Source organism: Streptomyces abyssomicinicus, from assembly GCF_008974245.1.
In the GTDB taxonomy this organism is placed as follows: Bacteria; Actinomycetota; Actinomycetes; order Streptomycetales; family Streptomycetaceae; genus Streptomyces; species Streptomyces abyssomicinicus.
In genome coordinates this window covers 197,570-212,016 of sequence record NZ_BBZI01000011.1, presented here as the reverse complement: position 1 = coordinate 212,016, position 14,447 = coordinate 197,570, and the positions used below count along the sequence as shown (strand labels likewise).

The following is a 14,447-nucleotide window of genomic DNA, read 5'->3' as shown; positions in this document are numbered from 1 at the left end:
CCACCCCGGGCCGGCCGCTCCCGGGCCCCCGGCCCCGCGGCGGGCCGCGCCGTCACCGCGTGACAAGGTCCGGGATGCCCGGCTCGGGTGGGCTGCTGCCCGGTCGCCGTCATGTGCGGCCGCGGCCGCCCGGCGAACCGGTCCTGCGCGTCCACCGGCGTCACCCGCACGTCGTCGCGCCGCCCGATCGTGGAAGCCGCGCGCGCCCGTGCGTGACACGAGGGTGCCGTGATGCGCGCCACAGGGGGCCTGTCCTACGCCCGCCCAGCCCCATCGCCCCTGGCCGGCCCCGCCGCCCGCGGGAACGGCAGCGCTGGGCCGACCGCGCGGCGGCGGGCGGCCCCACGGGGGCCGTGGGCGGGGCCCCACGGGGGCTGTGGGCCGCTCAGGCGGGGCGGGCGGTGCCGGTGCCCTTCTCCGCGTCGAGGGCGTACACGCAGCGGTCCTTGCTGCACGCGTACACCACCCCGCCCCGCACCACCGGCGACCCGGTGATCTCCCCACCCGTGGCCAGCTTCCACCGCAGCCGGCCGTCGTCGGCCTTGAGCGTGTAGAGCAGGTGGTCGGTGGAGCCGAAGTGGATCCGCCCCTCGGCCACCGCCGGCGCGCCCACGATGTCGCCGCCCGCCTGGAACCGCCACTTGGGCGTGCCGGTGACCGCGTCCAGCGTGTACAGCCCCTTGCCGCTGGCGACGTGGATGTGTCCCGCCGCGACCAGCACCGGTTCGACGGAGGACCGCGCCTCCGTGGCGATCCGCCACCGGTCCCGGCCGTCCGCCGCGTCGAGCGCGTACACCGTGCCGAGGTAGTCGGCGAGGTACACGCCGCCGCCCGTGACGGCGGCCCCCGGCACGTACGCGGGCGGGCTCAGGAAGACCGCCGGCGCCTCGAAGTGCCAGTGCACATGGCCGCTCGCCACATTGATCGCCAGCACGCGCGTGCCGGCGGACACATACACGCACCCGTCGGAGGCGTGGCTCAGCCGCACCGGGACGCCCCCGCAGGAGGCCGCGTCGCCGATCGGGTACGACCACCGCTCCTCGCCCGTGCGCACGTCCAGCGCCCGCAGCCGGGCGTCCTGCCAGACGAACGCGGTGCCGTCGTAAAGCGCCGGTCCGGCCTCCGGGGTCTCGAAATCGGTCTGCGCGCCGCTCAGTTGCCACAGCCGACGGCCGGTGGACGCCTCCCACGCCTGTACCCCGCCGCCGCGCGTGCCGGTGAGCACGTGGCCGCGGTCGGCCTGGAGCGAGTACACCCAGGCGTCGGCGGACAGCCGCCACAGGTCGGAGCCGTCGCGGGCGTCGAGCGCGAACAGGGTGGGTCCGTCCGACGCGTGGATCCGCCGGTCGGAGACCTTCATCGACCAGGCGACGTCACGGGTCTTGAAGCGGCGCCGGCCGGTCTGCACGTCCAGCGCGTGCACCTCGAAGGAGGTGACGTAGACCAGGTCGTCGGCGACCTCGGGAGTTCCCCAGACGTCGTTGGACATCCGGAAGCGCCACGGCCGCCAGCCGCCCCGGCCGTCCGGCTGCTCCTCGCCGGCCGGCCCCGGCTGCCCGGCCTGCTGCTGCGGCACCGGCGCGGCGCCGTGCTGGGGCCGCGCCCAGGAGGCCGCGAGCCCCGACTCCGCCAGCGGCGGGCGCGCGGCGGCCGCGGAGCGCACCTCGGCGACGCGCGGGCCGGGCCCGATCGGCACCCGGGCGCCCGGCAGCAGCACCGGTGCGGGGTCGGGCGGCGCGGAGGGCAGCGAGGGGTGCGGGGCGAGCCCGCCGTGGCCCGGTCCGGGGTCGTGCTGCGGCGGCACCGGAGGCGGGGGTGGGGGCGGGGGCGGGTCGTGCGGCGGACGCGGCGGCACCGGGGCGGGGCCCATGATGGTGCGGCCGCCGTTGCGGCGCTGCTCGATGAGGTGGACGGCCCGCTCCGGCAGCCACGCCGAGGCGGTGCCGCTGTCGTCGGAGCCCGCGCCGAACAGGTGCGGGGCGAGCTGGGCCTGGAGATCCGCCGGGCTGGGGCGGGCCGAGGCGTCCATCTTCATGCAGGCGTCGATCAGCGGCCGCAGCTCGTCCGGCAGCCCCTCCAGGTCCGGTTCCTCACGCAGCAGCATGAAGACCGTCTCCACCGGGTTGGCGCCGTGGAACGGCGGGTGCCCGGTGGCCGCGAAGACCAGGGTGGAGCCCAGTGAGAAGACGTCGCTGGCCCCGGTGACGCTGCGGGAGTCCTTGGCCTGCTCCGGGGACATGTAGGCGGGCGTGCCGACCGCGACGTTGGTCATGGTCAGCCGGGTCGAGGAGACACCGGAGGCGATGCCGAAGTCGATCACCCGCGGGCCGTCCTCGACCACCAGGACGTTGGACGGCTTGAGGTCGCGGTGCACCAGGCCCGCGCCGTGGATCGACTGCAGCGCCTCGGCGACGCCCGCGGCCAGCCAGCGGACCGCCTGCACGGGCAGCGGGCCGCACTCGTTCACTATCTCCTCGAGCGACGGCGCGGGCACGTAGGCGGTCGCCAGCCAGGGCACCGCGGCCCGCGGGTCGGCGTCGACCACGGCGGCCGTGTAGAAGCCGGAGACGGCGCGGGCCGCCTCCACCTCACGCGTGAAGCGGACGCGGAACAGCTGGTCCTCGGCGAGCTCCGTCCGCACGGTCTTGATCGCCACCCGCCGCCGCCCGGAGGCCGAGCGCGCGAGATAGACCAGGCCCATGCCTCCGGCTCCCAGCCGTCCGAGCACCTCGAACGGACCGATCCGGCGCGGATCGGTCTGTGTCAGCTGATCCACCACTTGCCTGCCACCTCCCCGTGAGAGCCGCGTCGCCTTCGTGTGTACGCGACCCCGTGCAGCGTCTCACCACCGCACCGCCGTGGCGGCACGCACCCCGATTCTTCCCTGCCCGAGCGGTGCCGCGCGAACCCGGGGGCGAACCGGACGCCGCCCGCACCCTGGGTACCGCGCGCGGCGGCCCGGGTCCAGACCCCGGCAGGCCGCTCCGCGCCCCGGCCGCCCCGTCCCCGCGGCGGCCCGTCAGCTCTCCAGCAGGGCGAACGACGCGTTCTGGTTGTCCGTCACCACCGCGACCGGGCCCCGGTCGGTCTGGAACGGCTGCGCCTGCACCCGGCCGCCCAGGCGGTACACGGCGCCGAGCGCGCTCTCCAGGTCACTAACCGAGAAATGCACCAGGAAGTGCGACGGCATGACTTCCGGAAAAACGCCCGCCAGGGGGGCGATCGCGATCCGGGGCCCGCCGAACAGCCCGTCCCAGAACGGCCGGGCGGCCTCCGGGTCCCGGGTGTGGAGGACCGCACGGGCGAAGCCGCCGCTGGCCGGGCGCCGCTCTCCGAAACCGCCGTGCAGGGCCGGCTCCCACAGGCCGAACACCGCGCCCTCCGGCCCCACCGCCAGCGCCTGCCGCCCGAGCCCGCCCAGCGGCGTCGGCGCGGCGATCACCTGTCCGCCCTCCTCGGGGATCCGCCGGGTCAGCACCGTCGCGTCCCGGGTGGCCAGGTACACCGTCCACACCGTCGGCATCCGCCCGTCCCGTTTGGGCAGCAGGGCGGCCACCGGGTCGCCCTCGCGGTGCGCCCACGCCGCGCCGCGAGGTCCCCCCGCCACCCCTCGCGGCCCCACCGCGTCGAAACTCCACCCGAACAGTTCCCCGTAGAAACGCTTGCCCGCCTCCACGTCGGGAAGCGAGGCGTCCACCCAGCAGGGAACGCCCTCGGCGGCTTCGCCGCCCTCCGTATTCACGGATGCCCCATTTTCGGCCATAGCGCCAAGTTAGCGGCACGGGAACGGTCACGCAGTGCACCCGCACCCCATTTGCAGTCTGCCGAATAGCGCGCGAATCCCCCGTCGATAAGCTGACGACATGACAGGACACGTACGCACGGTCGACGGCCGCGTGGCTGGTCGGCGAGGGCAGGCGACGCGGCAGAAGCTGCTGGACTGCCTCGGAGAAATGCTCGGTTCCGCCCCTTACCGCGACGTGAAGGTGATCGACGTCGCCCGTAGGGCCGGCACATCCCCGGCGACCTTCTACCAGTACTTCCCGGACGTCGAGAGCGCCGTCCTGGAGATCGCCGAGGACCTGGCGGCGGGCGGCGCGGGGCTGGGCGGCCTGCTGGAGGGCCGGTCCTGGACGGGCCGGGCGGGATGGCAGACGGCGCAGGAACTGGTCGACGGGTTCATGGACTTCTGGCGGGCCAACGACGCGATCCTGCGGGTCGTCGACCTGGCCGCCGCGGAAGGGGACAAACGGTTCGCCAAGCTCCGGCTGCGCATCCTGGGCACCGTCCACAAGGGGTTGACGGAGGCCATCGGCGGGCTGCGCTCCAAGGGCAAGGTCGACCAGGACGTGAGCCCGGCCGCCACCGCCGCCTCGCTGGTCGCCATGCTCTCCGCGGCCGCCTCGCACCAGAAGGGCGGCCACACGGGCTGGGGCTACAAGGCCGCCGAGCTGCGCCCGAGCCTGGCCCATCTCGTCCACCTCGGCGTCACCGGAAAGAGGCCGACCAGGTAACCCGCCGGCACCCCTTTCCCCGGGCTTCCCCGGGTTTCCCCGCGGGATCACGGCGGGTTTCCCCGCGGGCCCGCGTCCTGTCATCCGGACCGCCGCGCGGCCGGTGCCGCGTTCCGGCCGATTTCCACCACCCGCGCCTCGCGTGAGACTCCGCCCGTCCACAATTCACCCCTGAGCGTGACCGATTCGGAATCAATTCCGGTCTTGACCGAGACCCATCAAGTGATTTCCCGAATAAAATCTCGGCATCATGCTCGAAAAGCACATTCCTCAGGACTCCCCGTCCCACGCCCGGCACCCCGTGTACGTCGTCGGCGGCGGGCCCGGAGGACTGGCCGCGGCGCAGGCACTGCGGGCGCGGGGGATCCGCGCCGTCGTGCTGGAGAAGTCGTCCCGGGTGGGCGACTCCTGGCGCCGCCACTACGACCGGCTGCACCTGCACACCACCCGCAGGCGGTCCTCGCTGCCCGGGCTGCCGATGCCGCGTTCCTTCGGCCGGTGGCCGGCCCGCGACGACATGGTGCGCTACCTGGAGAGGTACGCGGAGCACCACGGGCTGGAGGTCGTCACCGGCGTCGAGGTCTCCCGGCTGGAGCGGGCCGGTGACGGGGCCGACGGCGCCTGGGTGCTGCACGCGACCGGAGGGCGGCGGCTCACCGGCAGCGCCGTCGTGGTGGCCACCGGCTACAACCACACCCCGCGCACGCCCGGCTGGCCCGGCCTCGACGGCTTCACGGGCGAGTTCCTGCACGCCTCCGCCTACCGCTCCGGCACCGCCTTCGCCGGACGTGACGTGCTGGTCGTCGGCGTCGGCAACACCGGGGCGGAACTCGCCGTCGACCTGGTGGAGCGCGGAGCGGCGCGGGTCCGGCTGGCGGTGCGGACGGTGCCGCACATCGTGCGCCGCTCCACCGCGGGGTGGCCGGCGCAGAACACCGCGATCCTGGTCCGCCGGCTGCCGGTGCGGCTGGTCGACCGGCTGGCCCGCACCATGGCCAGGATCAGCGTGCCCGACCTGTCGGCGCAGGGGCTGCCGAGGCCGGACACCGGTCTGTACTCGCGGGTGCGCGAGGGCGCGATCCCGGTGCAGGACGTCGGCCTGATCGACGCGGTGCGCCGGGGCCGGGTGGAGGTGGTCGCCGCGGTGGACGGCTTCGACGGCGCGGAGGTCCTGCTGGCCGACGGCTCCCGGATCACCCCCGATGCGGTCGTCGCGGCCACCGGCTACGTCCGCGGCCTGGAGGGCCTGGTGGGCCACCTCGGCGTCCTCGACGACCGGGGCCTGCCCACCGTCCACGGCCCACGCGCGCCGCAGGACGCCCCCGGCCTCTTCTTCACCGGCTTCACCACCCCCATCAGCGGCACCCTGCGCGAACTGGCCCGGGACGCCGAGCGGCTGGCGAAGGCGATCGCCCGCGCGGCGGGCTGACAGCGCCCGCGGCGCTCCCTAGACCACCGCGAGCGGCGTCGGGCGGCGGCGGATCACCAGGACCATCAGGGCCGCTCCCGCGCACAGGGCACCGGAGGCGTACCAGACGACGTCGTAGGTGCCGAAGACGTCCCGGGCCAGGCCGCCCAGGAAGGCGACGGCGGCCGCGCCCGCCTGGTGGGAGGCGAGGACCCAGCCGAAGACGATCGGCCCGTCCTCGCCGAAGTGCTCCCGGCACAGGGCGATCGTCGGCGGCACGGTCGCCACCCAGTCCAGCCCGTAGAAGACGATGAAGAAGAGCATCGGGGGATGGACCGCCGGCGCCAGCAGCATCGGCAGGAAGAGCAGCGACAGGCCCCGCAGCGCGTAGTACACGGCGAGCAGCCGCCGGGAGTCGAAGCGGTCGGTGAGCCAGCCGGAGGCGATCGTGCCGACCACGTCGAAGACGCCGATGACCGCGAGCAGCGAGGCGGCGACGGTGACCGGCATGCGGTGGTCGTGCGCGGCGGGCACGAAGTGGGTCTGCACCAGTCCGTTGGTGGAGGCCCCGCAGATGGCGAAGGAGCCGGCCAGCAGCCAGAACGTGCCGCTGCGCACCGCGCGGGCCAGCACGGTCAGCGCGCGCCGGGCCACCCCCGGGATCGGGGCCGGCGGCGGGGTCACCTCCTTGGCTCCGTAGAGGGGGAGGCCCACGTCGGACGGGTGGTCGCGCATCAGCAGCCACGCGAACGGCACCACGGCGAGCGCGGCCAGCGCCACCGTGACGGCGGCCGGACGCCAGCCGTGGGCGACGACCAGCCACGACAGCAGCGGCAGGAAGACCAGCTGCCCCGAGGCGCCCGCGGCGGTGAGGACGCCGGAGACCAGGCCGCGGCGCTCGGCGAACCACCGGTTGGTGACGGTGGCGGCGAACCCGGTGGCCAGCGCGCCGGTGCCCAGGCCCACGAACACGCCCCACAGCAGCAGGAGCTGCCACGCCTCGCGCATGAGGACGGCGGCGCCGACGCCCACGGCGATCAGGGTGAGGGCGCCGGTCACCACCCGGCGGATGCCGAAACGGTCCATCAGCGCGGCGGAGAACGGGGCGATCAGACCGTTCAGCACCAGATTGACGGAGACGGCCGCGCCGATGGTGCCGCGCGACCAGCCGAAGTCGTCGCCCAGCGGGTCGGTCACCAGGCCGGGCAGGGTGCGGAAGGCCGCGGCGCCGATGATCGTCACGAAGGCGACGGCCACCACCAGCCAGGCGCGGTGCGGCATGCGCCACGTGCCCCGCGGGCGCGGTCCGGGCCGATGGCCGGACCCGGGCGCGGGCCCGGGCGGGGCGGTGGGGGCGAGGGCGGGCGAGGCGGAGTCCGTCTGTGTCACCGCCACAGCATCCGTCCTCCGGCACGATGCGAACGAGTGGCCCGAGGGACACTGTTCGACAGGATCGGGCCACGGCTACGATCCGGGCATGACGGCAGAGGGCGCGGGCGGGGCGGAACAGGCGGACCTGGACCGGCGGACGGACCGGACGGACCGGACCGACCGGCCGCACCAGGTGGCGGTGCTGGTCATGGACGGACTGATCCCCTTCGAACTGGGCATACCGCACCGGATCTTCGGCCGGGCGCGCGGCGCGGACGGGCGGTTCCTCTACGAGGTGACGACCTGCTCGGCGGGCCCGCCTGGCGAGGTCCGGACCGACGCGGACTTCGCGGTCCGGGTGGAGCACGGCCCCGAGGCGCTGGCCCGGGCGGACACCGTGGTGGTGCCGGCGGCGCACGAGCGGGGCGTGGTCCACGAGCAGGGCGTGCTGACGGAGGAACTGGCGGCGGCGTTCGCCGTGATCCGGCCCGGGACCCGGCTGGTGTCGATCTGCACCGGCGGCTACGTGCTGGGCGCGGCGGGGGTCCTCGACGGACGTCCGGCCACCACCCACTGGGCGCACGCCGAGCACTTCCAGCGGCTCTTCCCCAAGGTGCGGGTCGACCCCGACGTGCTCTTCGTCGACGACGGCGACGTGCTGACCTCCGCGGGGGTGGCGGCCGGGCTCGACCTCTGCCTGCACCTGGTGCGGCGCGACCACGGGGCGGCCGTGGCCGCGGAGGTGGCACGGGTCACCGTGGTGCCGCCGCACCGGGACGGCGGACAGGCCCAGTACGTGCGGCGGCCGGTGCCGGAACCGAGGGCGGCCGGCACGGCGCGGGCCCGGGCCTGGGCGCTGGAGCGGCTCCACGAACCGCTCCTGCTGCGCGAACTGGCGCGGCAGGAGGCGCTGTCGGTGCGGACCTTCACCCGGCGGTTCCGCGAGGAGACCGGCCTGAGCCCCGGGGAGTGGCTCACCCGGCAGCGGGTGGAGCGGGCGCGGCACCTGCTGGAGACCACCGGCCTGTCGGTGGAGCGGATCGCCCGCGACGCGGGATTCGGCAGCGTGCAGTCCATGCGGCAGCATGTACGGGCCGTCCTGGGCGTCTCCCCCACGGTCTACCGCCGCACCTTCCACGAGACGCGCTGACCCCGCCGACCTTCATCCACACCCTGTGGACAACTTCGGCGACCGACCCCGCGGCACCCGGCGGACGGCCTGGCGCGGGCGGCGACGGGGAGGGCGTCTTTCGCGGGGGCGCGCACGACGGCACGAACGGCACCGCACCGCACCGCACCGCACCGCACCGCACCGGACGACGTCATCACACTCGGCGGCGCGCACGGCGGCATACACGGCGGCACGGACGGCCACGCGACCACACGGCGCGAACGGCACCGCGGGCGACGGCCCGGGGGCAGCGCGGTCACACGGCAGCGCGACCACGCGCGAGGGCGGCGGCGCGAACCGCCGGAGGCACGGCATCACGCACGGCGGCCCCGGGCGGCCGGGTCACGCGCCGACGAGGGTGGCGGCGAGGGCGGCGGGGAGCTCAGACGGCCTCGTAGGCCAGCCCCCCGCACGCGGCGATCCCCGTGCCGTACGCGACGGCGGCCGTCGCCCCGCCCCCGGCGACCTGCGCCCCCCGGTCCAGCTCGCACCAGATCCGCTTGCCGGCGCCCTCCCGCGTCCAGCCCCACCGGTCGGCGAGGCCGTCCACCAGGGCCAGACCGCGGCCGCCCGTCTCGTCCTCGTCCGAACACCGCGGCACCGGCGCCCGGCAGTCCGCGTCGGCGACCTCCAGCCTCACCGGCGGCATCACGCCCGCCGGGGCCCCGCCCGCGTCCTCGGCCGGCAGCACCAGCCGCAGCACCGCGGGACAGCCCGTGTGCACCACCGCGTTGGTCACCAGCTCGGACACGAGCAGGATCACCGTCTCGGCCAGCGACTCGTCCGCGTCCATCCCGGACCCCGCGAGCCGCGACCGGGCCCATCTCCGGGCCCTCCCCACTTCCGCGGGGTCGGGCCGGATCTCCAACTGCACTTGAAGCACCTGCACCGCTCACACCATCCGAACCGGCGGACACGACACGGAGTCACGGACTGTGACTCCCTTGTTGCACAGCATGGTTGACACTGAGTCACCCCAACAAGCGCTTCGGGCATATTCCAGCGCGAAGGAGTACCCGTGCGGCATACTGTGCGACGACTCCCGCCGTGCGAGGCGTCCTCGCGCTAGGGCCGTTGGGCCCTGGCATCTCTCGCATTTCACCCAAGGTACCCGAGGGCGACCGGGCTCCGGGCGGGCGGCGGATCCGGTCACCGGCGCCCTCGCGTCAACTCTCCGTGACCGCCGCACGGCCACGGTGCGTGACGTGCGCCTCGTGACCACGCAAGGGTGAACACCCACCGCGGGGCGGCCGTCAACTGCTCCGCACATCCGGCGTGTTGCACCCCAGCCGCTCCGCCGCCGCCGCGCGCTACGCCGACATCGGGCGGACGTCGTCGTCCAGCGCCGCCTCGGCGTCCGGGAAGACCTCGAAGAGCCGCCGCACCCCGAGCGCGCCCAGCACCCGGTTGACGTGCGACCCGTCCTCCGCGCCCGCGGCCGGGAGCACCAGCCGCAGCCGGCCGCCGCAGGACCGCAGCAGCCGCCGGGCGGCGATCAGCACGCCCACGCCGCTGGAATCGCAGAAGAAGACGCCCGAGAGGTCGACGACCACGCTGCGATGACCGGCCGCCACCGCGTCGTGCACCCGTCGGCGCAGTTCCGGCGAGGTCATCAGGTCCATCTCGCCGCACACCCGGAGCACCACCCACTCGCCGTGCCCGGTGCCGGTCACCGTGAACGCCACATCATGCCCCTAACTCGCCGGAGGCGGTCTCGTGGCAGCGCCCCTGCCCCCACCCCGCCTCCATGAAACACAGGGCCCGATAAGGAAAACCAGACATCGACCGGCCACATCCAGGCTCATTCGATCGAAAATTCTCACACATCGGTCAGTTGGGTTCATTGTCGGGGGACAAGGCGGATACCACCCGCCCCGAAGCACCGGCCGCGCGACCCTTACCACGTGGGACCGCTCCCGTGGCGTGGGTTTGCCGTAAAGAGCCGTGCGCGGCACGGGGTGCCGACTACATTCGGCGGGGAGGGGTTCCGCGGCGAGCGGGACGCGACCGAACGGGGCACGGGGGCGGCAGGAGGAGGGACTGTGGCGGTCGCCACGGACGGACCGGTCCGCGCGGACCGGAAGACGCAGCAGCGGCTGGAACGCGGGGAGGCCGCGGCCCTCGGCGAGCTCTACGACCGGTACGCCTCACTCGTCCACGGCCTGGCCAACCGGGTCCTGGAGGACGAGCGGGCCGCCGACGCGGTGACCCGCGAGGTCTTCGGCCACGTCTGGGAGAACCCCTCCGGCTACGACCACCGGAAGGGCCCGCTGCGGACCTGGCTCTCCGAGCTGACCCGCACCATCGCGGTGCGACGCCTGCACGCGGCCGGGACGGCGGAACTGCGGCGCCGGGGCGCCGACCCGGAGGATCCCGGGGCCCTCGAGGCCGTCGAGGAACTGGAGGCGAGGGTCCGGGAGGCCGCCGTCGCCGCCCGCGCCGACTACATCGTGACCTCCATGCCCGCCCCGCTGCGGGCCGCGCTCGACCTGGCCTACCACCACCGCCGGGACTACCGGCGCGTCGCCGCCGACCTCGGGGTCACCGAGGAGGAGGCCCGCCGCCGGATCCGCCTGGGGCTGCAGCTGCTCGCCACCGCCCGCACGGTCTCCACACCCCTGACCACGCCCGCGTCCCCACCGGACTCCGGGCCGAGGTCCGCGCCGGAGGCCGCACCGGGCTCCGGGCGGGTCTCCGCGGCGGAGGCCGCGCCCCCTCACCTGCCGGAGTACACGCCGGTCCCGCCGCCGGATCCGGGAGGCGCCGCGTGAACCGGCCCCCGCAGACGCCCGCCGAGGACTTCCCCGAGGACGCCCGGCCGGGAGACGGCCCCGGGCACCGGCCCGCCGGCCACGCCCGCCCCAACCGGTCCCACGCCGGCCGCTGGTCCGGGCCCGGTGACCGGCCGGAGCCCGCCGCGTCGGCACGGGACACCCGGACGCCGGGCGCGGGGGACGACGCCCCGTCCGCGCCCGCCACGCACCGCGCCCTGAAGTCCCTGCTGGGGGCATGGGCCCTCTCCGTCTGCACGCCCGCCGAGGCGGCCGCGGTCGACGCCCACCTGCCCGGCTGCCGCCGCTGCGCCGACGAGGCCCGCTCGCTGCGTGAGGCGGTGCACCTCCTCCAGCGGCCGGAGAGCCTGGACCTCGACCCGATGCTGCGCACCCGGGTGCTGGACGGCTGCCTCGACCGGCGTCCGCCGCGCATCCCGGTCCCGGAGTGGGCCATGCCCTACGACGCGGAGACCGCCCGGCTCGACGCGCTGCTCCAGGACATCGACGAGGCCGAGTGGCACGCCCCGGTCCGGCTCCGCTGGATCGAGGAGGACGAGGAGCGCCAGCACCGGGCCACCGTCGCCAAGGTCCTCGCCCACCTGTTCGCGGTGGACGGCCTGGTCGCGGTCGCGCTGGGCCTCCCCGACCCGCTGTCCCTGCCCACCGGCATCGGCGGCGCCGCACCGATCAGGGGCCACGGCACGCCGACCGCGCGCACCCGCGCGTACTGGGCCGCACTCAACCGTCCGCCCACCCGCGAGGTCCGCGCGCCCTGGCGGGAGCAGAGCCACGGCCTGGTCCGGACCGCCTCGTTCACCGGCACCACGGGCGGACTCCCGGTCGTCTACGGGCCGTGCGAGATCCCGCTGCGGGACGCCATGCTGGAGCGGGCCTTCGCCTGCTGGGTGCACGGCGGTGACATCGCGGACGCGGTCAACTACCCGTACCGGCCGCCCGCGCCGCGCCATCTGCACGCCATGATCGACCTGGCCGCCCGTCGGCTGCCCGAGGCGATCGCCGCCCGCCGCCGGGCGGGGCTCGCCGCACCGGGTCCGGGCGCACGCCATCTGGTCCCGGCGGGCCGTCCCGGACGCAGCCTGCTGCTGGAGATCGAGGGGCGGGGCGGCGGCGACTGGCTGATCCCGCTGGACTCCCCCGCCGCGCTGCCCTCCGAGAACCACGTGGTGGGTCAGGTGGTGCTGGACGACGAGGAGTTCGCGCAGCTGGTGGCCGGGCACATCCGTCCCCGGGACGCGGCGGCGGGCCAGACCGGCGACAAGGCCGCCGCCGTCGCGGACGTCCTCTTCGCGGCCGCGTCCCTCAGCCGGCTGTAGCGGCGGCCGCGTTCAGGAGAAGACCACCGTGCGGTGGCCGTTCAGCAGGACCCGCCGCTCGGCGTGCCACTTCACCGCACGGGCCAGCGCCTGGCACTCGACGTCCCGGCCGACCGCGACCAGCTGCCCGGGGGTCAGCTCGTGGCCGACGCGCTCGACCTCCTGCTCGATGATCGGGCCCTCGTCGAGGTCCGCGGTCACGTAGTGCGCGGTGGCGCCGATCAGCTTCACGCCGCGGGTGTGGGCCTGGTGGTACGGCTTGGCGCCCTTGAAGCTCGGCAGGAAGGAGTGGTGGATATTGATGATCCGCCCGCTGAGCTGCTTGCACAGGTCGTCGGAGATGACCTGCATGTAGCGGGCGAGCACGACCAGTTCCGCGCCCGTCTCCCGGACGATCTCCAGCAGCCGGGCCTCCGCCTCCTGCTTGGTGTCACGGGTCACCGGCACATGGTGGAACGGCACGTTGTACGAGCCCACCAGCTCGGCGAAGTCGGTGTGGTTGGACACCACGGCGACGATCTCCACCGGCAGCGCGCCGGTGGACGCGCGGAAGAGCAGGTCGTTGAGGCAGTGGCCGAAGCGGCTCACCATCAGCAGCACGCGCATCTTCTCGCCGGCCAGGCCGATCTGCCATTCCATGTGGAACGAGTCGCCGATCGCGGCGAAGCTGGCACGCAGCTTCTCCAGGCTGACCGGGGCGGGGGCCGAGAAGTGGACCCGCATGAAGAACAGTCCCGTGTCGTGGTCGCCGAACTGCTGGCTGTCCTCGATGTTGCAGCCGGTCATGAAGAGGTAGCTCGACACGGCGTGGACGATGCCCTGCTTGTCCGGGCAGGCGAGGGTGAGGACGTACTGCTCGACGGGGGCGGCGGTGGACTGTTCGCTCATGACCGCCAGGGTCGCACATCCCCCACCCCCGTCGCGGGCGTGTCCGCATCCGGGACGGCACCGCCACCCCCGCGAGGGGGTGTCAGGCCACGCGGGTGAGGATGCGGAGGACTTCGAGGGACTGCGGCGGGGTGTCGGGGTCGTCGCCGTCACCGACGGCCATCCGCACATGCGCGTCCCGCGCCGCCCGGACCGCCTCCGGCCACCCGGCGTGGGCCATGTACGCCGACACCGGCGCGTCCGGCCCCACCTGGTGCATGATCCGCAGCACCCGCAGCACGGCCGTGTCGACCAGCGCCGCCTCCTGCGAGTCCCGGAAGATCGTGCCGACGTACTTCTCCGCCGACCAGTTGTCCAGCCAGGTGTCCTCGACCAGGCGGTACACGGCGTCCGTGACGTCGCCGTACCCGTCGACACCCGCCAGCCAGACGTTCTGCTGGAAGCCGGGGTCGGAGAGCATGTGCAGCGCCGAGCGGACGTTCCCGCGCCAGCGCCACCACGGCATGTCGTTGAGGGGCATGACGCCCATGGTGGAGGAGCGACGCCCGTGGCGGGAAGGGTTCACCGAAGTTTGCACGACACCCGATCGTACGTTCCGCGGCCGGCGACGGACGCCCCGGGCACCGGGGGGCGGGGCCCGGACACCGACCGCTCGGAGGAGAAACCGCAGGTCAGAGCTGCAGTGGCGGCCGCTCGGTGAGCTTCCACTCCTTGGCGATCGGGTTCCACAGCCCGGACGCCTTCTGCTTCTCCGTGGTGGCGGTCCCGCTCTGCTCGGTGGCCGCGCGGGTCTCCGCGGTGTGCCGGGCCTGGCCGCGCTTGCAGAGCTTGCCCCGGTCGGCGGCGACCTGGTCGGCCCAGGCCGCGTAGTGCTCGTCGGCGGACTTGGACGCCTGCCAGGCCTTGGTGAGCGCGTCCGTCAGCTCGGCGTGCTGCGGGAGCTGGTCGACCTCCAGCTCGTTGAGACGGGTGACCAGGTCGGCACGC

At 74.8% G+C, this 14,447-nt stretch carries 11 protein-coding genes and 2 pseudogenes; 5 read left to right on the top strand and 8 right to left on the bottom strand.

Annotation, left to right across the window (positions count from 1 at the left end):
- Positions 1–385 precede the first annotated feature (385 nt).
- Both afsK and kbpA read right to left on the bottom strand, forming a co-directional pair.
- Positions 386–2,779 (bottom strand): protein serine/threonine kinase AfsK, encoded by a 2,394-nt coding sequence (afsK, locus tag GBN72_RS26250; RefSeq protein ID WP_151774386.1) that lies wholly within the window; start codon positions 2,777–2,779, stop codon positions 386–388.
- A 240-nt stretch (positions 2,780–3,019) separates the two neighbouring features.
- A complete protein-coding gene (gene kbpA / locus GBN72_RS26245) occupies positions 3,020–3,742 on the bottom strand; it encodes an AfsK-binding protein KbpA (RefSeq protein WP_439959813.1) in 723 nt (240 codons plus the stop codon).
- Between the two features lie 121 nt (positions 3,743–3,863).
- Here kbpA and GBN72_RS26240 point away from each other — a divergent pair, with 121 nt between their 5' ends.
- Positions 3,864–4,514 (top strand): TetR family transcriptional regulator, encoded by a 651-nt coding sequence (locus tag GBN72_RS26240; RefSeq protein ID WP_151774385.1) that lies wholly within the window; start codon positions 3,864–3,866, stop codon positions 4,512–4,514.
- A 250-nt stretch (positions 4,515–4,764) separates the two neighbouring features.
- Positions 4,765–5,943, top strand: a complete 1,179-nt coding sequence (locus GBN72_RS26235; protein ID WP_151774384.1) for a flavin-containing monooxygenase — start codon at positions 4,765–4,767, stop codon at positions 5,941–5,943.
- Positions 5,944–5,961: 18 nt separating this feature from the next.
- Here the strand turns inward: GBN72_RS26235 and GBN72_RS26230 are convergent, their stop codons facing one another.
- The gene (locus GBN72_RS26230) at positions 5,962–7,311 is read right to left on the bottom strand and encodes an MFS transporter (RefSeq protein WP_439959812.1); all 1,350 of its coding nucleotides are present in this window, start codon (positions 7,309–7,311) and stop codon (positions 5,962–5,964) included.
- An 88-nt stretch (positions 7,312–7,399) separates the two neighbouring features.
- Between GBN72_RS26230 and GBN72_RS26225 the strand changes: the two genes are divergently transcribed.
- Positions 7,400–8,443 (top strand): GlxA family transcriptional regulator, encoded by a 1,044-nt coding sequence (locus GBN72_RS26225; RefSeq protein ID WP_151774382.1) that lies wholly within the window; start codon positions 7,400–7,402, stop codon positions 8,441–8,443.
- A gap of 403 nt (positions 8,444–8,846) precedes the next feature.
- Here GBN72_RS26225 and GBN72_RS26220 read toward each other — a convergent pair whose 3' ends face one another.
- Together GBN72_RS26220 and GBN72_RS26215 are read right to left on the bottom strand one after the other, a co-directional pair.
- Complete coding sequence (locus GBN72_RS26220; RefSeq protein ID WP_151774583.1) at positions 8,847–9,338, bottom strand: ATP-binding protein; 492 nt, start codon at positions 9,336–9,338, stop codon at positions 8,847–8,849.
- Between the two features lie 436 nt (positions 9,339–9,774).
- The gene (locus GBN72_RS26215) at positions 9,775–10,149 is read right to left on the bottom strand and encodes an STAS domain-containing protein (RefSeq protein WP_151774381.1); all 375 of its coding nucleotides are present in this window, start codon (positions 10,147–10,149) and stop codon (positions 9,775–9,777) included.
- Between the two features lie 357 nt (positions 10,150–10,506).
- Between GBN72_RS26215 and GBN72_RS26210 the strand changes: the two are divergent.
- Positions 10,507–11,115, top strand: a pseudogene (locus GBN72_RS26210) (sigma-70 family RNA polymerase sigma factor); the annotation flags it as partial.
- A gap of 116 nt (positions 11,116–11,231) precedes the next feature.
- Complete coding sequence (locus GBN72_RS26205; protein WP_151774379.1) at positions 11,232–12,572, top strand: zf-HC2 domain-containing protein; 1,341 nt, start codon at positions 11,232–11,234, stop codon at positions 12,570–12,572.
- A 12-nt stretch (positions 12,573–12,584) separates the two neighbouring features.
- Here the strand turns inward: GBN72_RS26205 and purU are convergent, their stop codons facing one another.
- From purU to GBN72_RS34320, 3 genes and pseudogenes are all read right to left on the bottom strand, one after another.
- On the bottom strand, positions 12,585–13,460 hold the full coding sequence (gene purU / locus GBN72_RS26200; protein WP_151774378.1) for a formyltetrahydrofolate deformylase: 876 nt from the start codon (positions 13,458–13,460) through the stop codon (positions 12,585–12,587).
- A gap of 82 nt (positions 13,461–13,542) precedes the next feature.
- Positions 13,543–13,989: an SCO4402 family protein gene (locus GBN72_RS26195; RefSeq protein ID WP_151774582.1), complete on the bottom strand. Its 447-nt coding sequence runs from the start codon at positions 13,987–13,989 to the stop codon at positions 13,543–13,545.
- A gap of 142 nt (positions 13,990–14,131) precedes the next feature.
- A pseudogene (locus GBN72_RS34320) lies at positions 14,132–14,447 on the bottom strand (hypothetical protein); the annotation flags it as partial.

Bases quoted from the DNA above. Each gene is read 5' to 3' on its own strand.
- GBN72_RS26240 (WP_151774385.1), top strand. From the start codon at position 3,864: ATGACAGGACACGTACGCACGGTCGACGGCCGCGTGGCTGGTCGGCGA.
- GBN72_RS26235 (WP_151774384.1), top strand. From the start codon at position 4,765: ATGCTCGAAAAGCACATTCCTCAGGACTCCCCGTCCCACGCCCGGCAC.
- GBN72_RS26225 (WP_151774382.1), top strand. From the start codon at position 7,400: ATGACGGCAGAGGGCGCGGGCGGGGCGGAACAGGCGGACCTGGACCGG.
- purU (WP_151774378.1), bottom strand. From the start codon at position 13,460: ATGAGCGAACAGTCCACCGCCGCCCCCGTCGAGCAGTACGTCCTCACC.
- GBN72_RS26195 (WP_151774582.1), bottom strand. From the start codon at position 13,989: ATGGGCGTCATGCCCCTCAACGACATGCCGTGGTGGCGCTGGCGCGGG.